At 46.9% G+C, this 22,790-nt stretch carries 17 protein-coding genes and 1 pseudogene; 9 read left to right on the top strand and 9 right to left on the bottom strand.

Features of this window, described 5'->3' with window-relative positions:
* Window positions 1-91 precede the first annotated feature (91 nt).
* Entirely contained in the window at window positions 92-5,680 is a 5,589-nt protein-coding gene (locus tag AXFE_RS07315) for a DUF3320 domain-containing protein (protein WP_052605245.1), read from the bottom strand.
* A 289-nt stretch (window positions 5,681-5,969) separates the two neighbouring features.
* On the opposite strand from AXFE_RS07315, the gene AXFE_RS07310 reads away from it, so the two are divergent.
* The 4 genes from AXFE_RS07310 to AXFE_RS07295 all read left to right on the top strand — a co-directional run bounded on the left by AXFE_RS07310 (window position 5,970) and on the right by AXFE_RS07295 (window position 8,244).
* Window positions 5,970-6,698, top strand: a complete 729-nt coding sequence (locus AXFE_RS07310; protein WP_052605244.1) for a MarR family transcriptional regulator — start codon at window positions 5,970-5,972, stop codon at window positions 6,696-6,698.
* Between the two features lie 27 nt (window positions 6,699-6,725).
* A complete protein-coding gene (locus tag AXFE_RS07305) occupies window positions 6,726-7,016 on the top strand; it encodes a hypothetical protein (protein WP_052605243.1) in 291 nt (96 codons plus the stop codon).
* A gap of 9 nt (window positions 7,017-7,025) precedes the next feature.
* Complete coding sequence (locus AXFE_RS07300) at window positions 7,026-7,349, top strand: nucleotidyl transferase AbiEii/AbiGii toxin family protein (protein WP_407071673.1); 324 nt, start codon at window positions 7,026-7,028, stop codon at window positions 7,347-7,349.
* 250 nt (window positions 7,350-7,599) lie between these two features.
* Window positions 7,600-8,244: a hypothetical protein gene (locus AXFE_RS07295; protein WP_152625925.1), complete on the top strand. Its 645-nt coding sequence runs from the start codon at window positions 7,600-7,602 to the stop codon at window positions 8,242-8,244.
* A gap of 33 nt (window positions 8,245-8,277) precedes the next feature.
* On the opposite strand, the gene AXFE_RS07290 is transcribed toward AXFE_RS07295, so the two are convergent.
* Entirely contained in the window at window positions 8,278-9,144 is an 867-nt protein-coding gene (locus tag AXFE_RS07290) for an ISL3 family transposase (RefSeq protein WP_152625924.1), read from the bottom strand.
* A complete protein-coding gene (locus AXFE_RS18385) occupies window positions 9,113-9,529 on the bottom strand; it encodes a transposase family protein (RefSeq protein WP_160291761.1) in 417 nt (138 codons plus the stop codon). The genes AXFE_RS07290 and AXFE_RS18385 overlap by 32 nt, the downstream gene beginning before the upstream one ends.
* Window positions 9,530-11,215: 1,686 nt before the next feature.
* Here AXFE_RS18385 and AXFE_RS07285 point away from each other — a divergent pair.
* The 5 genes from AXFE_RS07285 to AXFE_RS07265 all read left to right on the top strand — a co-directional run bounded on the left by AXFE_RS07285 (window position 11,216) and on the right by AXFE_RS07265 (window position 16,327).
* Window positions 11,216-11,887, top strand: a complete 672-nt coding sequence (locus AXFE_RS07285) for an RNA polymerase sigma factor (protein WP_052605239.1) — start codon at window positions 11,216-11,218, stop codon at window positions 11,885-11,887.
* Window positions 11,875-13,209, top strand: coding sequence for a hypothetical protein (locus tag AXFE_RS07280; RefSeq protein ID WP_052605238.1), 1,335 nt, complete (start codon window positions 11,875-11,877; stop codon window positions 13,207-13,209). The genes AXFE_RS07285 and AXFE_RS07280 overlap by 13 nt, the downstream gene beginning before the upstream one ends.
* 404 nt (window positions 13,210-13,613) lie before the next feature.
* Window positions 13,614-14,192, top strand: coding sequence for a beta-class carbonic anhydrase (locus AXFE_RS07275; RefSeq protein WP_052605237.1), 579 nt, complete (start codon window positions 13,614-13,616; stop codon window positions 14,190-14,192).
* Between the two features lie 685 nt (window positions 14,193-14,877).
* Window positions 14,878-15,402, top strand: a complete 525-nt coding sequence (locus tag AXFE_RS07270; RefSeq protein WP_052605236.1) for an NfeD family protein — start codon at window positions 14,878-14,880, stop codon at window positions 15,400-15,402.
* Complete coding sequence (locus tag AXFE_RS07265; protein WP_052605235.1) at window positions 15,383-16,327, top strand: SPFH domain-containing protein; 945 nt, start codon at window positions 15,383-15,385, stop codon at window positions 16,325-16,327. The genes AXFE_RS07270 and AXFE_RS07265 overlap by 20 nt, the downstream gene beginning before the upstream one ends.
* Before the next feature lie 275 nt (window positions 16,328-16,602).
* On the opposite strand, the gene AXFE_RS07260 is transcribed toward AXFE_RS07265, so the two are convergent.
* The 6 genes and pseudogenes from AXFE_RS07260 to AXFE_RS19130 all read right to left on the bottom strand — a co-directional run.
* Entirely contained in the window at window positions 16,603-17,328 is a 726-nt protein-coding gene (locus AXFE_RS07260; protein ID WP_052605234.1) for a hypothetical protein, read from the bottom strand.
* 555 nt (window positions 17,329-17,883) lie between these two features.
* Window positions 17,884-19,293, bottom strand: a complete 1,410-nt coding sequence (locus tag AXFE_RS07255; RefSeq protein ID WP_052605233.1) for a DEAD/DEAH box helicase — start codon at window positions 19,291-19,293, stop codon at window positions 17,884-17,886.
* An 81-nt stretch (window positions 19,294-19,374) separates the two neighbouring features.
* Complete coding sequence (locus tag AXFE_RS07250; RefSeq protein WP_052605232.1) at window positions 19,375-20,814, bottom strand: DNA sulfur modification protein DndB; 1,440 nt, start codon at window positions 20,812-20,814, stop codon at window positions 19,375-19,377.
* 83 nt (window positions 20,815-20,897) lie between these two features.
* Window positions 20,898-21,377 (bottom strand): GIY-YIG nuclease family protein, encoded by a 480-nt coding sequence (locus tag AXFE_RS07245; protein WP_052605231.1) that lies wholly within the window; start codon window positions 21,375-21,377, stop codon window positions 20,898-20,900.
* Complete coding sequence (locus tag AXFE_RS07240; RefSeq protein ID WP_052605230.1) at window positions 21,370-21,864, bottom strand: hypothetical protein; 495 nt, start codon at window positions 21,862-21,864, stop codon at window positions 21,370-21,372. The genes AXFE_RS07245 and AXFE_RS07240 overlap by 8 nt, the downstream gene beginning before the upstream one ends.
* Window positions 21,865-21,875: 11 nt before the next feature.
* A pseudogene (locus tag AXFE_RS19130) lies at window positions 21,876-22,790 on the bottom strand (IS1595-like element ISAxf1 family transposase); the annotation flags it as partial.

Here is a 22,790-nt window from a genome sequence, read left to right as displayed (position 1 = left end):
CAATTGACGCTAAAAGATACTCCCATTTCGAATAAATCAGACTCTGAACATCAAGAAGAAGATTGGCAATCCCGGCGGAATGGCGGACGACTTACATGACTTGAATACGGCCTTCTTTTTCAGATATTCTTCCAGCTTCAGCCAGCTCATCGATTACAGATTCAAGAACTCGCGTTACCTCACTTCCCTTCCGCTGCCAGCCGAATATTCGAGCTACCTCTGCCAGGAGTTGGTCTCGTTGAATTGCTTGAGCATCGTCAACTAAATTCATGATTGCGTGGCCCAACTCTTCTCTAGTTATTTGCAGTGGTCCACGACGGCTATTTTCCTCACCGGCTACGGGAATCCTAACAGAGACCTCTTTCGTCTTAGCGGTATAAAGAAACTCTTCCCTCCTGATTATTTCTCCGCTCCAGATGAGTTGTATTACAGCCGTAGCAAAATTGTGTTTTATATTTTGCCCGGATCTCTTGATACCCCATGCTTTTAGTAAGCGACGCAAAACTAAATCTTGGTGTAAAGGACCTTCGATGGCAACTATCTGGAGGATTAGACGCTTCATCTCTGGTAGCGAAGAAGCCCGATCCATTCCTATCTGATCTCTCGCAACTTCCACGTGAGCGACCTGGTAAGGCTTGACCCATTCTGGCACCGCGCTAAAGACGCACTGCTCATATTCCAATTCCGTCGTTGACTCAGGCGCTTTAGGTATCGGTAAACCGAGTGGACCACCTTGAATAGCCGACTCTACGGCGTCGAGTAATCGCTTTATCTCATTTTCTCTGTCACGATACCATGACGTTCCCCAAATTCGATAGAGCCGCCAACCCAAACCCTCAAGCACCTGCTGACGTAATCGATCTCGATCTCTAGCTACCTTTGAAGAGTGATACATTGCACCGTCGCACTCTATCCCTAGAACAAAACGTCCTGCTTTGTCCGGGTGTCGAACTCCAAGATCTATACGATACCCTGCTGTGCCAACTTGAGGCACAACGTCGTGTCCATGGCTGCGGAGTACTCTAATTACCTCTTCCTCGAATGGACTCTCGACATCTCCTTCGCTTGACGATAGGTCCATGGCTAACGCCTGGATTCCGCGCTCTGTGAAATCCATATATCTTCGAAAGTGACGCACTCCTTCATTTGGAGTGTCTGAGAAATCTTCGGCCCCTATCGATGAAACGATTTCGATTCTTCTGCGCGCCCGTGTTATGGCGACATTGAGTCTACGCTGACCTCCAGGCTTATTGATTGGACCAAAGTCCATGGTGAACTTTCCATGTTCGTCGGGTCCGTATCCGATGCTAAAGATAATTACATCCCTCTCGTCACCCTGTACGCTCTCTAGATTTTTCACAAATACGCCCCTGAGGCGATCTGAGGAAAAATATTCGTCCAAGTCGGGAGCATTTTTCCGCGCGACTTCCAGTCTGGAGTCGATTGCCGACGCTTGCGCCTCCGAAAATGCAACCACACCGAGACTTAAGCTTGGATTCGTACGGGCGTGAAACAGTATTCGCTCTACCACTTTGTCAGCCTCAATTAGGTTGTCACGCGCACCAGATCTTCGGTAGATGCCATTTACTCGAAAGAGTTCGATTCCAACGTCATCGCCAGTTACAAGACTGCTTGGGAAAGTGATAAGGCGGCCATCGTAAAACGAATAGTTTGAAAATGAAATTAGATCCTCGTGCTGGCTTCTGTAGTGCCACTTTAGAGACAGAGATGGTAGGGCACCCGATCCTTTGCAGTGGTCGAGTATGGACTCGTAGTCTTCGAGCTGGCCTTCCTCGTAAACATCTGAGTCATCAGATCCAGAGCCAGCGAAAAAAGACGTTGGAGGTAGCTGTTTTTGGTCCCCAGCAATTATTAGTTGTTTTCCCCGATAAATGCAGTTCACCGCATCTCCCGGCCGAACCTGCGATGCTTCATCGAAAATCACTACATCGAACATCCTTTCGCTCGGTAGAAACTGACTCACAGAAAGTGGAGACATCATGAAGCAAGGCTTGATAGCCTGCGTTACTGGGGTAGTTTTGGCAATGAGATCTCTTACCGGCATATGGCGGTTCTTTTTTTCGGCCTCACGGCGAATAAGGCTTGGTGCCCCAACGTTAGTTTTCGGGCGACGGTTATTACATGCTTGCATTACCCTGCTGGCCGAAGCGGTTACAACCCTTCTATCGAGATCCCTGAAGTTTCGCACGAATTCATCGCGGTCGGATGAATGCTGATACTTGAACCGCTGATCATTAGCAAGAACGTCTTCCAGCCAACTAGCAAGAATGCTCCTCTCAATCACTTTCACAACCTCACTGGATGGAACTCGCTGCTCAACAGCAAAGGAAACTACCGGTTCAAGCCCTGCTTCCTTGAGCGTGATACTTGCGTTTTGGAAACTGTTCCATATCAAGATTTCCGAAATGCTCGCTCGTAACTGATCCAAGAGTTCCCGAGCATCCTCAAACGAATCCTCGAAATACTCCCGGAGGCCCTCAGCTCTTGTTTCCTGAAAATACGAACAAAGTTGGTCCAGACTCTTTGACCAATTTTGAATCGACGCGGCTAGTTCATCTGGAGGAAGAGCACAATTGAGAAGAGCTCGCAGTTGATGAGCATTGAGGGGACCCTCCGTGATAAAAACTAAAGTCTTTGCCCACCTGAGGGCTGAATCGATTGCTCCAAAGTCAGTCGAGGCACCGGAATAGTATTTCCCAAAACACATTTTGGCTTCTTCATCAAAACGAGATATGGAAGTGGTGATCGCTTCCAGTATTGCTCGCTGTTCAAGCGCCTGCTGACAGACAGGCAACGATACTGGCGCAATGGCTCCCCGCTCCACAGTGGCGAATCCTTCGATTAACTCTTCTAATGGATGACGTACGCTACTCCATCGATTTGCGAGATCCATGAGAGAAAGGGATGAGGTTACTGTCTTTAGGTCAAACTCCGAAGCTAGGACCGCTTCTTTCAACCGGCTAAGGTTTTCAACAAGATTGGTCGCAAGTGCATGTAGGGTTCTGTCTGACTCAGTACCGTAACCTATACGTTGGGCTAAGACGTACTCGTCAACTGAGTTTCCCGCCAAACTAATGGCTCTTTCCGCCGTCCTAAGAGCTTCGTCGAGTTGACCGAAGTCAGTATCGACTCCTTGAAAATAGTGTGTTCCCAAAAGCTGGGCGTTCTTCAGTTCGGTTTGTCCAATCCGAGATGCTAGTTGTTGCAACTGAAGGGCCTTAGGAAGCAAGGCGATTGCCTGCTCGGTGACAACGCCAGTTTTCGTTGCGGTACTGAGAGTTTTCCTATCTTCACGATAAGTGCTTCTAAGTTTTCCTATACCTTTGTAAAGGGCAGTAAAACGCGGAACCAATGTGGAGAGGTTAAGGTCGATTACTTTTTCCGAAAAGACTGAATCCAGCTCGGTCTTCAACTCAAGATATTCCGCAACTGACTTGCGGAGAAGACTTATAATGTCTTGAAGTTCACGAAGCGATGATCTGTTTAGCCAATTTGCTTCCGGCTTGTGCGGAGAGCTCGAAAGAAGATAGAGTTGGCCAATTTCCAGGGCACGACTCAGAGAAGGATCTTTGTCCTGTACTCCCAACACTTCTATCAGCCGTGTGGATATTTCTGACCAATTGGCAAAGCCCCCGGAGTTTTCCTCAATTACTTTCAGCGTTCGTCGTAAGACTTCAGAAGTCTGGTTGTCGCTTAGGGTGATTCCTGCATCAAGGACTTTAATAGTGCTAGCCGCTGCGGCAAACAAATCATTTTTTGCAGGGTCCATCGACTCCCAATCGGGAAATGCCTGACTCAATTGCGAGGCAGTTTCCAGATATCTAGCTGAAAGCTCCCTGAGCTGAGATAATAGTACTGTTACAGGGTCGAAGTCGTTGTTTGACAGCCAATCCGGGTTTACGTAGTCTGGCTTGGCACTGAGATGTTCCAATAGCTCAGCGAGCTTCCTTGCTCCAGAGAGAGAGCGTTTCGTCCAAAATCCGCATTCTTCCGATCCCGCTTCCCATAAGCTCTCAAGCAGATCGAGTTGCTCTTTTGCGGTGTTGATTTCGCCAGTTAGTGTTGGCTGACGCCGAATCAGCTTCTCGACATCACCCAGTTCCCGCCAAAGAAAATTCGCTCCGTCTTCCACCGGTTTCCAATTCCTCGAAAGACTTTCCGCAATTGCAATAAGCCGAGCAAATTCTTCAGCTTCAAGACCTCGGTCGATAGTCGATATCTGGGGTGCAACTGGAATCTTTTCGCCATCTATGTTCGATATTCTTCCGATGGCAGAATATACGGTGAGCCCTAAGGGATGCCGAACCATATTCATCGCATCCGCATAGGCGCTCAATTCTCGGCGGCGTTGAAGAAGCGTTTTGAGTTCAATTTCAGGCATTCCTTCAGCCGGCTTAGGGAATTGATCTAGTCCGGCCCCTAGAGACATCGCAACTTCTTTTCTTGTAGCTTTATGACTGTGCAATTCCAGCACGTAGTCAGCCAAGCCAGCTTCTTTTAATCGCGAATACACAACATCGAGGGCAGCAGCCTTTTCACTGACGAAGAGGACAGTTTTGCCAAGGTAAAGAAGTTCTGCAATGATATTGGCTATGGTTTGACTTTTTCCTGTCCCTGGAGGTCCATCCATAATAAAACTCTGACCAGATCTTGCTGCTACAATGCACTGAAGTTGACTGGAATCAGCATCGAGAATATTAACTAATTGCTCGGGCGGAGCCTTCTCGTCAAGTTGCTCTTGTGAAACGGGTTCGAATACGGGTCCAGACGAATCCTCGAAGGAGTTCTCAGCAATTGCAGCAATGATCTCGTGCTCTATGATTGATTCTTCATTTTCTACGAGATCTCGGTACATCGCTTCTTTGGCGAAGGTAAACCGGGAAACCACGACTCTCCGTTCCACGCGCCAGCCACGTCCAGAAGCCATGGACTCAAGTTCGTCGAAAAAAGTGTCAAAGTCCGTATCGCTATTGGGATCAAAATCTGGCATTGCAAATCCGAGATCCTTTTCCAGTTTCACAGCCAGAATTGGATTTAGGACAGAGTCGCCATCGGTCCGCCGTAGCTTGAATGATTCAGCTGGCGATTCTCGCTGGAGAGTCACTGGGATAAGTATGAGCGGACTTACGACTCTATCGCTTGCCAAATCTTTGGGCCAAACCCAGTTCAATAACCCTACTGCAAGGTACAGTACCCATAGCCCTTTATCCATGAATAGCTGGCCAGAAACTCGGTCAAGAGAACTGAGGGACCGAGATATGGAACTATTGTCTTCCTTGTTGGTCATTAGCTCAAACTCAGTCGGAAGTTTCCCGTTCGAAATGGCAATTCTCTCGATCTCGAGCTCGTCAATTGGGAGATACAACCCATTTTGATTTGGCCGATTTGCGTTCTCGAGAAAAGCCGAATCGAGCTCTTCGGTTTCAGGCTCTTCGCTCAAGATGGATTCATCCAAATCGGGTAAAAAGAACTCCAACGCTTTGCCATCACCCAACCGTTCGGTAATGATTTGCCAGGAGGGGCTTAAAATTTCAAAAGTAGACACCTTGTTATGTCGAAAATTGAGTAATCCATTTCGTTTACTAAGGTCGATGAGATCATTTCGCCACTGCACGAGTTGCTCTCGGATATGCTCTCGGTTATTCTGCGCTTCTGACATTGACACGCTGATTCCTCCCAAGGAAGAAGATATTCCCAATACGGTGCGTCAAAAGGAACTTTCTACATCTATATTTACCCAGAGTGCAGCATAAGCAAATGTGACAACTCTGAATATCCCTCAACCACTATAAACCACGAATCCCTGGATTTTCCAAAGGTCCATCTTGAAGGCGAAGGTATAGGTGGTATCGCCCAGCGGGTACGCAAAGAATATCTATCTTGTCGCGACCTCTCAGCAGGCGAGGACAGATTCCGAAATCTGCACTACGAAGTGGTAGAATAACAATGTGGACACTACTGGCCCTACATTTTCCACTAATGAAATTGCTGAAAGCCTCGGAGTGAGTGTCCCCACGATCCACAGGGCAGCTTTGAGATTAAATCTCGAACCTCGTCGTGGTACCAAAAGAATCCTGCAATTGAGCGAGAAGGGTGCACAAGCCCTACTCGAACATCTTGGTAAAGCTCCAAAGCTGGATGGGTTCAGGCGAGAAGAGCTGTTCATCCTCCATGTCCTTCAGAAGCGTCCGTTTGACCTCAGGTCAGCTCGAGCTGTCGCACGGTGCGCAGGCATCTCCCCTTCGACTGCATCTGATGCTCTTCGTGAGCTAGAACAGCGAGGCATCGTAGAACACCGGTGCGTTACAGTCGCGGAAGGACACGCTAAACAAATAGAAGTGTGGACCCTAAGAATAGACCCCTACTGGATGACAGATGATCTTGCGGCACTGATCCGAAGTGTTGTACCACCAACGCCAAGCCAATGCAACGAACGAGCAGTGTACGTGCCCCAACGTTTCAAGCACCTGTTCTGGAATGCCGATCTCAGTAAACTAAATACCAGGACTCATGGCCCTGCGATTGCGATATCCATCCTCGAACAGTACGACCCTCACGCCCTAGCTTGGATCATTAACAACCTCGACAAGGAGGCATTTTCAGTAGCTGCTGGCCAGCGGCGCGGACTTTCCCCCAAGACCCTAGCCTTGGCTTCGCACATAGCTGAAAGCAAGTAACTATTGCCCCATCCATTAGAAGGTATCATGCCTGCTCGAAGCCATGAAACCTGGACTATTGCAACGGAGATTGCGTCTCAGTGGGGTTTCTATTTGGCGGACGGTACTGGATTGGCCCTCTACCTCCACCACCGGCAAAGCACTGACCTTGACTTCTTTGCGCACTCGGATTTTGAGCCGCAAGAGATTCTTGATGCGCCAAAAGCCCACAACCTGCCTATCGCGGTCTTGAACCTCTCCCCAGGTACCCTGAACGTGCTCTGCGGTTCAGTAGTCGTGCAGTTTCTATCTGTAGAAGGGCAAAAACAGCTCAGTTAAACTTCTCGAATAGATACCGCAGACGTCGCCTCTATTCCTGACATACTGGCAATGAAATTGAACGCGGTAACCGGGCGAGCAAAACTGCGGGACTATTTCGATCTCATGGTTATCGATCAGCAAACTGGATACCCGATCGAACAAGGGTTTTATTTCTTCCTTGAGCGATACCGCCCGCAGGTACCCGAACAATCGGCAATAATTGTGGTCCAATCATTAGGGTATCTAGATGACGTCGTCGAGGACGAGACAGTTCCGGTAGCCAGACAGGTTGTGGTTGATTTCTGGCATAACCGGACAGTAGAGGTGGCACGGAATCTCGACCGAAATTGAGCCTTTAGCGTGCGCCCCGATTCGAACCAAGTTCACAAGCCGAATCTAGGCGCCCACAAAGGCAAGGGTTATCGCCTCTCATTTAGCCGTGTGCGAATGAACGGAGCAGTGCCTGCCAATAAAGTTGTAACTCTGGTACCGTCTAATCGGTAGTTGTACCGATGCGACGCCGACTAATCCTGTTGGTTCTCCGTTAATGAATCCATGCCAAGGCGCAACCCAACCCAACCATAAAGGTCCCAATACTATTTTGCAGTGGCAACTATCACCGATACTTGGGGTGCAGATAGTTGGCTTCAACCTAAACCCGGGAGAGATTCAGGACATCGCTTCAGCCTTGGTAGTTAATCCTTCCCTCGACAACTGCATGCCAGGCGGGAACCCGATTCATAGTGGCCTATGCGCTCCAGGGATAATCGCCTCGCCGCCCATCAATACTGCCCAGGTTCCAATTGGTGGAACAGAGTTGGCATATGGAACCATCAAGAACCAGCCGTGGGTATTTTCAGCTTCAGTGAGTGCTAGTAACTCATGGATGGAAGTTGTATACGGCAATGTGGTGGTGACCTCTGGCGGAAGCACAAAACCAATGGCAACTGTAAATTGGGACAATGCTAGCAACGGAGAGACCTTTCTCTCTGGAACTGTGCCGAGTTGGGTAACTAGTGTCAGTGTCTCAGGTCCGAGCAATCAAACAACTGCCCTACTTCCCACCACACTCGACGGCTGGAGCTTCTTTATCTTGCCCATGGGAGTAGCAACAGCCCCTTGCAATGGTGTGTGCTCCGAGCCAATAACCGCAACCTTCTACGACGGATCAACTGTGGTCGGCCACGCCACTATGGCAACAACGGAAACGAGCTACGTCGGATTCAAATTGACGCAACCAGCTTGATCTTTATTAGGGCTCAATTGACCTTCATGTGGATCAACTCGCCCTCTCATAGGGAAGTTTGAGATCAATTGGTCCACAAGAAAGCATCACCAAAGCTAGAGTCGCCTCAGCAGAATGAAGCCCGTAACATCTAGCAATGATCGAGCGGATCTTGGTGTTCAAACCTTCAACTCGACCATTTGATACACCGAGTTCGATTGCGGCCATGATGCCCGCCTTATGGGTCCGAATTGTCTTTGACAATCGGACAAAGGTTTCAATCCGAGACCGAGCTGCACGCGAGCACCATCTCTCTAGAAGTTCATTTACCTCATCGTTAGATAGATCTCCAGCGAAGACCGCCCGGAGGGACTCCTTCATCTCGTATGCCCGCCAGAGTTTTCCACCGGTACGCTTGATTTGGTAAAGGGTTTCGTTCTGACGTTCCGTTAGATCACCAGGATTCTTTAGTAGTGCCCACCGCGCACCTGCGAATTTGCGGGCATATTCTGGCGAAGGAAGCTTTCTCATCTGACGCCAGAGATCTTTTCTAACCTCTTCTAGGGCTTCTGTTCCTAATTTTACCACGTGGAATGGATCGAGACAGATCCGTGCATCAGGGCAATGATCCGTAAATGCTTTGGCAAAAGCGGGTCCCATATCCATGGTGACTGCTTTTATCTCCGCAGATCTTTCCGGGCCTAGATCATTGAAGAACCCATCGAGACTACTTGCACTTTTCCCTTTTGCTCCATAGATAATCTTTCCGGTTTCGTGGTTGGTTACCAGAGTCAGATAGTTGTGATGCTTTCGATAGGAGATCTCATCCACCCCTACCAAAAAGAGGTTCTCTAGTCGTTTGGGATCGAGCTCTTCAGCTACTACCCGCTCACATATCATCCCTACTGTTCTGAAACGCAATGCGGGTGAGCTTGGTAACGGTGGTTTTGTCCATTTTGGATGTGCACCAGGCAACCAGGTGCTCGAAGTCTCTGGTAAAACGTGATTCACTTACTGGTCGTGCAAATGGCACTGATTCAGTTATTACTCCGTGGCTGGGACACTTGAGTCGTCTAAGTTGACAATAAAGCCATGTCTGGCGGACTCCCATGTCCATATGTCTCCAGCGCGAGTTGACAGTTCTAGTGTCGTAGCGAAAGTACGTACTGTAGTTGCAATTCGGACATACAAGCTTGGTACGAGTGAGCTTGAGCTTTACAACTATCTCTCCTTGTGAGAGAGAAACTTCACTTATAACGACACCTTTTAAGCCAAGGATCTGCTTAACTAGAGTGGTAGCGTGCACGGATCCGGTCTCCCTTTTTGAATGTTTAGCAACTCCAAATTTAGGGGCTTGGATCTGTGTACGTTTCTTAAGGGGCTATTTCAGCCCTGAAATCAAGATGTGTACTGGGATTATCACTTGCTTTAGTGGCACCTGGGACCCACATCTATGTCAATAGAGCTGAAAATGGTAGGCATCCCTCTCGGGCGATGATGTTGTTAACTGGCTCGATTTTTCAGCTCAAGAGGGCGTAGTCAGGTCCTAATCGGAAAGGTACCCAAAAACTAATTCCCTAGATTTGGATTGCTCACCATGGTAACCAAACGCAACACGTACGTCCGCTCAACGATGCAGCCTTCAACATAGCTGACTTGAGGGAACCCAGTTGGTGAAATATCACCGACGCTTGAATAAGTTTTATTCCCGTTGCACAACTGAATCCAGTTAGCCATTTCGATTCTCGCCGCCCTTTTGGTTTAAAAGGGCGTTCGATACACGAGCTCTTTTTTCAAAGATGCCAACAGCGGCTCAGCCATTGCATTGTCGTGGGATTATCCGGCTAATGGGTACATTAGTGCGCTCGAACCTCCGATTCGAGCCCGGATAATGCCCTGTTAACCTGCTAATCGAGGCAAATTGATTCGTGGGAATGGAGCCTCACGATTAGCCGGTTAACTGTGAATCGCCGAGATTTCCCATCGACTTGGAGAACTGAGAGAGGCTGAGAATTTCTCTGAACCCGTAACTTGTGTCCAGCGAGCTATGGTCGGATTTATGCCGACTTCGAACAAATTCTGATCGTGGAAGTTAGTACCGTTCAGAGAGTTACCGTACCAATATCCATAAAATGGACTATAACATCCAGATCGAGGAAGGGATATTGCCATAGCAGTCGCCCCCGTTGACAGCTTCTGGGCCGTCTGAAAAACGAGACGATCCTTCATCAGCGCTTTAAAACTGGTGCGCAGGCGGAGTCCGCAATTATCGAATGAATAGATATCCGCTAAAACCACCAACGCCTAGATTTGTGGATCGGGTATCTGGCCCCCGCTGTGTTCGCACTGCATTGCGCATTGTAAGTTGCAAACGTCAAGTGGATGCATTCAATATTGCTAGTAGAAGGGCATCCGCGAAGGGGCCGATATTTTGATCGTGGGGATCAATGCGGGTAAGGAGGCGGAATCTGGCGACGATGTTTAGTCGAATCAAACGCCATTTGAAACGGCCGACACGCCTTACAGCGTTCACGGCGTAAATTTTTATGGATAATATCGTTCTACCATCGTGGTAGAGAAGTTATCTAATTGCAAGTTAATCCTCGCTCACTGCTGGTTCAAGTAGCGTCTCTTACCATCCTACGTTATGCCATTATTTGGGTCGGACCGGCGAGACGGCTTTTCGGTCACGCAACACTTCGCCGCGGATATTTCCGTTGGCGTAATGTGGGCTGCATCGAGTACGCTCAGTTCCGTAACAACGCCTAGGGTCACAGCACATCGAATATAGCGAACATAGGAGGTCGACGTGACTATTCCGTTTCGCGAACCTACCCACGTCGACGCCCGTAGCAACAGTCAGGTTGCCATTCCGAATTAAAAATCGTCGATACACTCAGCAAAAGACCTTACTTGTGACTTAACTATTTAATGATTTGGCAAGAGTCGAAGCAGCACCTTGAATGAAAGGCCCGTACGAAAATTGCATCCTGTGTCATCAGACAATGAAGACGGGTCGACAACCAGCAATGGAAGCGGTAACGAAAACAACGGCTTCGCAAGATGGTATGAGTTGTTCTATCCGAAACTCCTAGCGACAATGGTCCTTGTGATTGGTGACCTCGAAGAGGCAAAGGAGGTTGTCGATGAAGCTTGCGTACGCGCACTTATCCATTGGCCCAAAATCTCTAAAGCCGAGCGACCCGAGGGATGGACCTATCGAGTTGCCTACAACGTCTTTCGTCGGCGAGCAAGGAGGCGAACTTTTGAAAGGCGCTTCCTGAACCGCCAAACAAAACCTTTCGACCTGCCTGCTCCAGCTGGAGAGATTTGGCTCTTGGTCAACGAACTTCCGTGTCGGCAAAGAGAGGTCGTAATGCTTCGATATGTTGGGGATCTTACCGAAGTCGAAGTTGCAGACTCACTAGGAATTACAAGAGGTACAGTCTCGCGAACCTTGGGTGCGGCTCGACAAAGACTCGCAGCCGACTTGGCAGAACCACTTACCGAGTCGGGTGACATTGCGAAAAGCAATAAAGACAGAGGAAATCATGACGATTTCCAAATCGAAAATGAACAAAAGAACCCGTCAACACAATTGCCCGATGAAACGCGACAAGCAAGTAAAGCGCAGATTACCAAAGGAGCACAATGTCACGATTGACAGAACTTACGAAGTCGCTACAAGAGGTGCCGCTAGCCGAAGCACCTTCAATTTCTACACTTAGCCAGCGAGCTAACCGCCGGCGAATTGATCGCCGTCGCCGCGGTTTAATCTTTGGGGCCATCGCGGTTTTAGGAGTCGCAATTTCTGGAACTACGTTTGAGCTAAACAAGGGCTCGAGTTCAAATGCACCATTGCTAAGTGCCCAAGTGACAGCCTTTGTCAACCCTGGTCCGCCGCACCTTCTGAATGGCGAGGTTAGCCTTGGCCCTCAACTAAGCGGTTGGAGACTAATCTCCGATCGACAAACAAACATATCTACGACTCCAGCCAACTACTCATCGTCGATCACCTATGAAAATGATTCGACGACGAATGGAAAATCATTTACCATCACTATCAATCAGGGAACGGTGAATCCTGATTTCGTAACACCTCCGGCAGGAGGCATTGCAAATGCAACCATAGATCAAGTAACGGTGAAGGGGCAAAAGGCTCTCTTGTTGCAAGTTTCTAATCAAATTTCATACACATCGGTAAAGGGACCAAACGGTACCCAATCAATGACTATTAGCGGTGCTTGTACCGATGCGATACCGACTAACTCCGTTGGTTCTCCGTTAATGAATCCATGCCAAGGCACAACCCAACCGAACCATAAAGGTCCCAATACCATTTTGCAGTGGCAACTATCACCGATACTTGGGGTGCAGATAGTTGGCTTCAACCTAAGCCCAGCAGAGATTCAGGACATCGCTTCAGCCTTGGTAATTAATCCTTCCCTCGACAATTGCATGCCAGGCGGGAACCCGATTCATAGTGGCCAATGTGCTCCAGGGATAATTGCATCGCCGCCCATCAATACTCCGCAGGTTCCAATTGGTGGAACAGAGTTGGCATATGGAACCATCAAGAACCAGCCGTGGGTATTTTCAGCTTCAGTGAGTGCTAGTAACTCATGGATGGAAGTTGTATACGGCAATGTGGTGGTGACCTCTAGCGGAAGCACAAAACCAATGGCAACTGTAAATTGGGACAATGCAAGCAACGGAGAGACCTTTCTCTCTGGAACTGTGCCGAGTTGGGTAACTAGTGTCAGTGTCTCAGGTCCGAGCAATCAATCGACTGCCCTACTTCCAACTACACTCGATGGCTGGAGCTTCTTTATCTTGCCCATGGGAGTAGCAACAGCCCCTTGCAATGGTGTGTGCTCCGAGCCAGTAACTGCTACCTTCTACGACGGATCAACTGTGGTTGGCCACGCCACTATGGCGACCACAGAAACGAGCTACGGTGGATTCAAATTGACGCAACCGGCTTGATCCTTATTAGTTCCTGCTGGAGAATTACTACTTTTGGTCCGCCTATCAAGGATCTCAATTGAATTGAAGGTGCGAGGGCTGAGCTACCGAGGGGCAGATCTTTGGGAATCCGGTCACGGAAAAGGTTAATTGTAAACAAACCACGCAGCAGGGAAAGCGGCAGACTCTACCCCGGTAATTCAATTAGTTGAACAGGTTTGACGTGTGTAGGTCAATTCATTTCGAAATGCAAGACGTTTCGCCCTCCCTTCATAACCATGAAGCTCCTCGAGGCGCCATTTGAGCAACTCTGCTCGTCGACTCATATAGCTTGCAAGTACTGAAGTTACAAAAGTTGATAAACTTACTCAGGTTTAGCTTTATAATCTTCAACGAAGGTGAAACCAAGCCAAGGGAGTTAGAAAATGTCAGTCCTAAATGAAATACTAGAGGCGAATAAGGGCTACGCAAAGGAGTTCGGAGACAAGGCCAACCTTGCAATTCCTCCAGCACGCCGCTTCGCAATCCTTACCTGTATGGACGCACGTCTTGATCCAGCAAAGTATGCGGGATTAAGTGAAGGCGACGCTCACGTAATTAGAAACGCCGGAGGAAGAGCTAGCGACGATGCCATTCGTTCATTGGTTATCTCATACAAGTTATTGGGAACTAAAGAGTGGTTTGTCATCCATCACACCAATTGTGGTATGGAGTTCTTCAGCAACGACCTCATGAGTAACCTTTTGGCTTCGAGCCTTGAGACCGCTGAACTTGGTGCTGCGGGATTCAAAGATGTTGGTCAAGGACCTGGCTCAAATGAAGGAAAGTACATCAATTGGTTGACGATTCCTGATCAGGCATCGTCAGTACTTGAGGATGTAACTCGAATCAAATCGCATGCTCTCGTGCCAGCGTCGATCCCGGTCTATGGATATATCTACGATGTTTCAACTGGAAGCCTAATTGAAGTTCCAGAGGCGACCAAGGTTGGTCAAGCTCGATAGCGATTCGTCTCGCACGAGAAGATATCTTGCAAAAGAGCCCACTACCCCACCGAATTGTCTTCGAAGGTAGTGGGCTCTTTTGTGTTTGTTAGAGACCGCTCATTTGGAGATCGCCGTTAGTCCCCTGTGTTGATCAAATCAACCGTATTTGCGATACATCGGCGATTTTCGTTGGCGATGGAGATCACTGGTAGCTTGAATGGTTCCCGGAGCCCACCGTTCGTTTCCATAGTTGCAAGGGTAAAGTAACGGCGACTGGGACTGGTATTTTATCTTTGATATTTTAGGCCGATGGCAACGGTGTGGGAATGCCAAGAATACCAAATGCCCGCGTCTACGTTCCTTCTGAGTTTGCCACGATCACAGTTCTAACAAACTGGTAATTCCGACGATGAATCGGTCCATTATCGCCCATCTTGACTTTGCTTATCCGCGACGTTCTACCTGAGCTGCCGCGAATATATCGAGGGAAGGGTCTTCGTGACAAAGACGTTCCCATAGGACTATACGGGAGACAATAGAGTGCTGGAGTCCTCTTAATGCTCTGTGACATCGTGAATTATGTTTGAATCGCCAGCGAACTTCAGTTCTCAATAATTAAGCGCCGCGAACGAATAACCTTTGATGAACGACATAGTGGTTGAAACTGCAATAGAGTTAGGGCAATAGATCAGCGAGGTTTGCGATGGTCATTGTTTCCCTAGTGTTATTGGCACTTACCCTATTGGTCATTGCGGCTGGACTGCACCTAGGCCCACACTCCTCCGTAGGAGCAGGAGTCTCTTCGTTTGTAGTTGCAGGAGTAGCCGTCTCTGTTCTGGCTAGTCGCACCTCATCGATTACTACCCTTACGCTGCTAATCTACGGACTTATCTTTTTGATCTCGTTGGGAACGATTGCCTTGGGGCTCAAAGGCGTTCTATCAAAGCCAAAGACATCGACACCACAGAGGTACAAGTCGCTACTTGGTAGAACAGGGGTGGCTTCGACTGATTTAGCTCCCTCGGGGACCGTAACGGTCGATGGGGAGAGCTGGAGCGCTGATGCACTTGAGGGTGTCATTAGTAAGGGTGACAATATCTTCGTGGTAGAGGCCGACCAAATCCACCTCAAGGTCGCCATCGACACTTTCAATACCAGCACTTCAACGAGTGTTGAATTAAATGAATCAACCGGTAAGGAAAACAATAATGGTAAAGACGATCATTGAACTAGCCGTAGCTTTAGTCCTCTTGTTCGCAATTGTGCGGGTTCTCTTTTCGACCTTCAAAATTACGAGAGATTACCAGAGGTTGGTGGTCTTTAGGTTGGGTAAGTCCAATGGCGCAAAGGGGCCAGGGCTTGTTGTTATAAACCCAATTACCGACAGAATATCCTTAGTAGATCTTCGAGAGCAGTTTCTTGAGATCCCACATCAGACAGCTATTACTAAGGACAATGCTCCTATCTCTATTGACTTCATTATGTTCTACCGCGTATTTGATCCTGTTACATCGGTTGTCAACATCCGTGACTTCTCCGGTGCTGCACTGAATATTGCTGCTACCACGCTTAGAAGCGTTGTCGGAGACATGGCCCTCGACGATGTCCTCTCCAAGCGCGAGGCGATGAATACATCGCTAAGAGTAAAACTCGATGAAGTAACAGAACGATGGGGAGTCAAGGTCACCAACGTTGAAGTTCGTGAGATCAATCCGCCACCGGCAGTTCAAGAGGCTATGACTCGCCAGATGTCAGCAGAGCGTACCAGACGAGCAGTTGTTACTGAATCTGAAGGAAAGAAGCAGGCTGCCATCACTGTCGCCGAAGGACAGAAGCAAGCTGACGTTCTTTCAGCTGAAGGTGCCCAGCAAGCGGCAATTTTGACTGCTGAAGCAGAGAGGCAATCTGCGATTTTGCGGGCGGAAGGCCTTTCTACTGCCCTATCTGTTGTTGGTCAGATTGCCAAGGACTCAGACTCAAATACTTTGCTGCTTCAATACCTTGGTGCATTGAAAGAGCTAGCCAACTCCCCTTCTACAAAGATCCTTTTTCCGATGGAGTTGACGAACCTGCTGTCAGGGGTTCGCGACATGGCGATGGGTTCGACTACTGCGAGCAACACGAGTAGTGATCGGTTAAGTGGTCAAAGTTAGGAGTTGATCGAAAGTTCAGAGGGATAATTCCTCCGCTGGCTAAAGCAGATTGATTTATCCATTAGTGAGCTATTGATTGACGACCCTTATGTCCTTACTCGCGCGAAAGAAATGTTGTGTATCCTAGGTTTGGGATTTGAGCGTGGGATTGCTCATAGTTAATTCCATGTTGGATAAATGGGTGTATACGAAAGCTAACGAACATTACCCCAAGTTTAACGCCTCCTTCCATGCCAAAGGAGTCCCTCCTACTTTGCTTCGGGTATTTGGTTGTCTTATTGCATAAATCCGAGGAATTCTAAAACAAACCGTGCGCGTACATCTGGTGATTCTTTGTAAATTTGGTATCTCGCCCCAACTATATTTCCCATCTCTGAACGCAGATCCTCAAGCGGTTCGGCGATGCTCTTGGCACTCGCATATATGAACATTTCCTCCCCGTCCGATGTCAGAACGTCGATCGTAGCAGTGTAACCGAGAGCTGTCGAGCGAATATACGGTTCGCTTTGGATGATGAATTCAACAGGCGTCTCGCTCACTGTAAGCCTTGCTCTATAGCTAGCTAAATGTCGTCGTTCGAATTCTAGTTCCTGCTGGCCTAATTTACTTCGAGTTCGATTAGCGGATGAAAGTGCTGGCGTTAAACTTCTATTCAAATCTTCGATCATTGTCGCTGGTGAAGTTGAGTGGTTATTGAAGCTCGAATCAGGAGGTAGGTCTCCACTTACAATTGCAATAAATGGAACCATCGAAATTTGACTTAGATCAATATCTAACTTGATTATCGGAGCCGAATTGACAATCGCGAAAGTTTCATTATTTGTTTCAATAGCTTTGAAACTTTTTCGACCGTCAAGTAGAGCAAAGCCTGGTAGCCAAATACGGCTGTCGTATATTTGTGACTGCGGAAAGAATGAGATCGCTTCAAAAATACTTTTATCTACGTATCCTGCGATCCAATTTCCGAGTTGTGTGACTTTCAATTCAGGAAAAATGCCCACTGAATTACCTTACCTCTAATTTGCAATGGTACTTGGAATACATTTTACTCTTTGTATCACTACCGTTGTTGACTCGCTTCAAACACTTTATTGAAATCTTAACCATTTTCTTGAGTTTCGTTTAAGGAGGAAATATGCAGCACGTAACCATTGCCTATGGGCGTAATCTGAGTTGAAAATTATCGACTTTGTTCAACATCAATTTAGTTACTTACGCACGTGACTTATTGGCGCAATACCAGCGATCGTTGAAATCGATGTCATTTTCACGAACTTGACCATTATATTAACTTCCTTTCCTAGTCCTAATTTAATTTTTTGTCGAACTGATCAAACGCTTAATAGCTATCAGGCTGCGCCTAAATGTTTCGCTTCTAACCGACCATGCTAAGTAACAAGCTGGGATGGTTGACTATCTCGTTGATAGGATCAAGATTACCACGGTTGTGAAGTAGCCAAGATATCGGATTTCATTTTCATCAGCGCAGGTCTATGATCTACTTGAGATTTTAGCTCATTGGATTGCTATTCTAAGTTCTTCCTTTTTGTTAGGTACTAACTCGTGCTAATGGTTTCAGATAATGCTTCGACAAGAATCTTCGAACTATAGTCCTTCCTCGCATGGATTTCTTTGATTGCTTCTTCAATTGTATTTCTACAGGTGAACTTATATACAAATGTTGGCTTATCCTGTCCGATTCGTCGTATTCGATCTGCCGCTTGATGGTTTTGGGAAGGATTCCACCATTGGTTAAGAAAGATTGCGTGGTTAGCTCTTGTCAGCGTTAGGCCTTCTGATCCAATCTTTCCAGATGCCAAGAATATGCCTCCTGAATTTCCAAATTGGGCTGCTAGTTCTTGCCTCTTTGCTGAAGACGTCTCCGCGGTGAGTAAGTATTTAGGAATGTCATTAAATTTTTCATTTACGAGGTCGTTTGCTAACTTTAATAACCCTCTCCAGAACGAAAAGATTACGACGCTTTCGTTATCGGTGATTGCATTATTGATGATGTCAAAAGTTCGATCGATCTTGGATGACTCTTTAGTGACTGGATCAAAATCGCAAACGCTCCTAAGTTCGTTAAAGTCAGCCAAGTGGTTTCGATTATTCATTCGACGTATTACTAATTCGTAGCTCTTTCGTTGCGCTTCCGATAGCTCGAGAATTTCTGACCGTTCGGTCAGGGGAGGCAGTTGACTTAGTACTTCCGCTTTATTTCTTCGCAATATATAAGGTGCGGCTCTGTTTCTTAAAGTAGGCAAACCTCTATTGAGATCTCGTTTTGAGAATTTATTTTGATCTAGAAGGACCATAAGGTTTATGTAGTCTTCGGGATGTCGTTCTAGAGGTGTACCTGTAAGTAACCACATCCGTTGAGTCTCAAATTCACCGATTGCCTTAGTTCTCTTGGTAGCAGGATTTTTTATTCTGTGGGCCTCATCCGCTACGAGGAGATCAAATCGCTTTGAAGCGGCTTTTGAGAAATATTGCGCTACTTCGTAACTTGTGACGGTTACGTGGTTATGAATGTAGGCCGCATGCCATACATAGTCGATGGATTTCTCCGGCGCGATACATGCAGAAACACAAAGTGACGGCGTAAATCTCGACGCAATATCTAGCCAGTTGCCAATCAGCGTACGTGGCACAATGATCAGAACACGATTAATGCGTCTATCGCCAATCATTCTCTCAATCGCGGACAATACTTGTACCGTTTTGCCGAGTCCCATGTCATCGGCCAAGAGGATTCGCGTATTATTTGACAGCCATTCAACACCTTCGCGCTGAAAATTGTAGAGTGGAATCATTCCCGAATTATTTCCATCGATTTCTGACCTGACATCAGCGCTATAAAGGCTTGGTCTCGCAAAATCCCTCTGCGGGAGGTGCGATCGTTCGCCATGGATATGCCTCTTTAGTGATTCACACTCCTCCTCAAGGGCTAGTTCAAAATGATTCAACTAAATGTTCCTTTTGAAGCGGAGCTTATTGAACCTAAGTCTCGCAGCGTTATCGAACACTGAAAGGTTTTGATAAAACGCTTATTCACTAGCTTTACGAAGCATTAATTCCGCGTCCACTCGAAGTTCATCATGATTCAAGATTGACCCATTTGGAGGTATCGCCACCGTACTGTAGTTTTTCACAATATCGTCGATGCAGTCTTTTTCATCGATACTGCCAACTACGAAGTCCACTGCTTGCAGCATAATATTGGTAATGGCGCTAAGCGCCTTAGTTCGTTCTTCGCTGCGCATTTTCCAAGACGCATTGGCCGTATGGTCAATCTCGCCGTTAGCGGTCTGGACTAGGATAAGATTTCGCCATGGAAATTCTGTTAGTTCCCATGGGAGCCTAGACAAGTAAGCAAGCTTTTCAGATACGGAGTCTGCTTTTATTACGTCAAGAAGCTCTCGGACTACACGTGCTAGAACCATCTGTCCAATCGGCCAGAAGAAAGAGGTATCTTTCTTGCTGTCACTTTGTTCATTCGCGGCTGTATGGTCACGGAAGTTAGAAGGATTTTGTGTTGAAATTTCAGGAAGCGCTTTTACCATTCCGCTCCATATTTCTACCAATTCATTGTAAAGCTCGTCTATCTCGTTATCCTCTGGCCTAAATCGCTTATAGTCCTTCAGTTTTTCGTTTTTCGATCCCCACCCCAAATTCTCACGTGTTTTAGAGGAAATTAGGGTCGTATTTAGGTCGTAGAACGTTTCGATGTTCGTGAAGTATTGAGAGGAAGCCTTCATATTTTTACCTTTGGTAGTGTCAACGTTGATTCCTCCGATAACCGCATCATCTGTTTTCGCAAAGATAGAACTCTCTAGAAGCAAGCGACGAGTAATAATTGCGAGAACGTCGTCTTCGTCCATAATTATGTTGGTAGCGTTATCCATCGGCTTTGCGTACCGGTTGAGATGGCCGAATAGTCGCCTAAATCGTTGGCGAAATTCTGCCATCCGTTCTTGGGTCTCTTGACCCTTTTCGTCAATCGTGGGCATTACTAGAATGACGCTGATCTCTTCGTTTCGAAAGTCATCAGGAGCATTTCGGTATTCGGGCGAGTCCGGATTGAGCAATTCTTTGATTGCAGTGAGCCGGTGCTGGCCATCTAAAGCGTAATACTGCTCTTTCCCTGTAAAGAGGAGAATTCCAAAGTCTTTCAATGAAGGATCATTTTTTAGCATTATGAATTTCTCATCTTGCGAGACGTCGACTGAAAACCATTCAGCTTCTCCCCCTATCGCAGCGATTACTAACGAATTGAAAAACCTATCTTCATGCTTTTGAATATACGAGAGAATTTCACCCTTAGCACGGGAGGTATTAAGTTCACGTTGCAGAGCGTCACTGATATCTCGACTTTCGTATACGCCTGTGGATAACTTTACGTGCATGGCTAGTTCCGTCATTGACATCTTCGTGATGTAATAAGTCCATCTGCCCATATGTGCACGTATTGCGGGAAAGGTCTTCACTTTATATTTCTCCTTGTTGTAGCTAAACGCTCTCGTTACTTTTGCTGATATTGTTTGTAATCCAATTTATGACGCACAGGGTTTTATTTTGATCTATATCCAGATGCAGGTACCCCTTCCAATATCCGTGCACCATTTATTTTGTTCGTTGCTGGATTGAGAAGGCTAATTAAATGGGACTCAGCTTCATTTAGCTGTTCGGCAGGACACGTGAAGCACCAAAAATCAATTGTAGAGTTGGTATCTAATCCCCTAATGTATCTTGAAAGATCAGGATTATGGCTTGCCTTGATATGTTCTTTCAATCGCTTGCGCAAGTCATTGCTTTTCCCAACATATATAACGTAGTACAAGCTCGACAGCAGTAAGTTGATACCGGTGCGATTTTTTGGATCTTCAAAGCGGCTTCGTGCGCAAAGTACATAAATCCCAGGTTCAGCAGGTACAGCTGAAATAGTACTTTCCTTGAGCTGTCGTTTTCCGCCATGCGGCTTGAGGACAATTGAGCTTTGCGAAAGGCTCTCAAATTTGGACTTTTCAAACAGTATTGAGTGCTCAATCATAGTTGTACTCCATGAATTTAATTTTGCTTCTACTTCCCTCGTGGTTAGGCACTTGATCAACTTTAACTACTGCGTTTCGGATGGCACCGTGATTCTTACGAATTACTTCTAAGTCACTCGCCAAAGATGAGGCTATAGCGATTTCGCAAATCTCATTGTTAGGCAAGGTTACGACTATCGTCGGCATATACCCCTCATCTGAAAAGGAGATGAATGGCTCGGTTTCTATTCTGAACGTGGTTGGAATAAATGGTGCCGTGATTCTTCTTCGTTTTGAAGCTACGTAGATCGACGGAAGCTTTCTGTATCTTTGTTTGATCTCATCATCTTCGTATGATGAGATTGCAAGTGGTTCTCTATCTTGTAAATTTATGAGGGTTTCGTTCGGTCCGAAGAAGGTCGACTTGTCTGCCTTTAAGGGTTCGCCTAACTTCCCTTCAATAAGAGCCAAGAAGCTTACGGTATACGCATTTGTATAATATTGCATACTTATCAAGTTTAGTAAGCAAGAGCCATTTTGGAATCAGATTCGCGGAGTAGCGGATGTGGAGACGCAAACACACATGTATTGAGAAGTCGCTCTACCAAGGACATTTCAAAGTGCCTTCGGTTGAATCGGTATGCGAATTCCTCGAGGTAAAGTTGCTTATGTTCCTCACGTCCGTGGTATGTTCCGTCGATAAATTTCTTGCAGTTCCCTATCAGGATGTTGAGCCATTTGAATGTTACATGTGCTTGTTCGTCTTTGGATAGAGTGATCGAATGCGCTAGTCCAAGGTCTCGAGCACATACCCCGTAACTTGGGTTACCATCACTTATCAGCTTGGTATCGGAATCTAAACGTCTCACAAAAACATCTTTGAATGATTTAGCAGTGGTATCTTTGATTACTTCCATGAAGCAATGAGTAGGAGCACCATTGCTAATCGACACTCCAATTAGGACATTGGTTTGTTTTGTTCCCTTTCCTCTTCTGCCTTCGCCATGGCTCTCACCACCTAAAAAGAACTCATCTACTCAGGCGTTTTCTCCAAGTTTATATAAACCATTTCGGTCAGCCATTGCTTTTCGTAGCTTATTTAGCATCAACCAGCCAGTCGAATAAGATACTTGAACGAATTTAGCAATGGTAGTAGCCGAAAGACCACGCTTGTCGTTGGACAATAGATAGATAGCGGAGAACCACTTGGATAAAGAGATATGGCTTCGATGGAAGATGGTTCCGGAGGTAACGCTAGTTTGACGGTGACAAGATTTACATTGAAAAAGTGGAGCTCGAAGATGCTGCATTTCTTCGATGNTTTGGCCTGATTAAGGTAAACTGGTCAGAGTCACACTTTGGGCATCTAAATCCCTCTTTCCACCGCAATTTGATCAAATGATCTTCACATGCTTCCTCTGAAGCGAAGCGTA

It is taken from the genome of Acidithrix ferrooxidans, assembly GCF_000949295.1.
Classification (GTDB): Bacteria; Actinomycetota; Acidimicrobiia; order Acidimicrobiales; family Acidimicrobiaceae; genus Acidithrix; species Acidithrix ferrooxidans.
This window is presented reverse-complemented; position numbering and strand designations above follow the sequence as displayed.

Excerpts from the sequence above, each read along its gene's own strand:
- AXFE_RS07315 (WP_052605245.1), bottom strand. The coding sequence starts at position 5,680 with ATGTCAGAAGCGCAGAATAACCGAGAGCATATCCGAGAGCAACTCGTG.
- AXFE_RS07305 (WP_052605243.1), top strand. The coding sequence starts at position 6,726 with ATGCCTGCTCGAAGCCATGAAACCTGGACTATTGCAACGGAGATTGCG.
- AXFE_RS07280 (WP_052605238.1), top strand. The coding sequence starts at position 11,875 with ATGTCACGATTGACAGAACTTACGAAGTCGCTACAAGAGGTGCCGCTA.
- AXFE_RS07275 (WP_052605237.1), top strand. The coding sequence starts at position 13,614 with ATGTCAGTCCTAAATGAAATACTAGAGGCGAATAAGGGCTACGCAAAG.
- AXFE_RS07270 (WP_052605236.1), top strand. The coding sequence starts at position 14,878 with ATGGTCATTGTTTCCCTAGTGTTATTGGCACTTACCCTATTGGTCATT.
- AXFE_RS07265 (WP_052605235.1), top strand. The coding sequence starts at position 15,383 with ATGGTAAAGACGATCATTGAACTAGCCGTAGCTTTAGTCCTCTTGTTC.
- AXFE_RS07245 (WP_052605231.1), bottom strand. The coding sequence starts at position 21,377 with ATGATTGAGCACTCAATACTGTTTGAAAAGTCCAAATTTGAGAGCCTT.
- AXFE_RS07240 (WP_052605230.1), bottom strand. The coding sequence starts at position 21,864 with ATGCAATATTATACAAATGCGTATACCGTAAGCTTCTTGGCTCTTATT.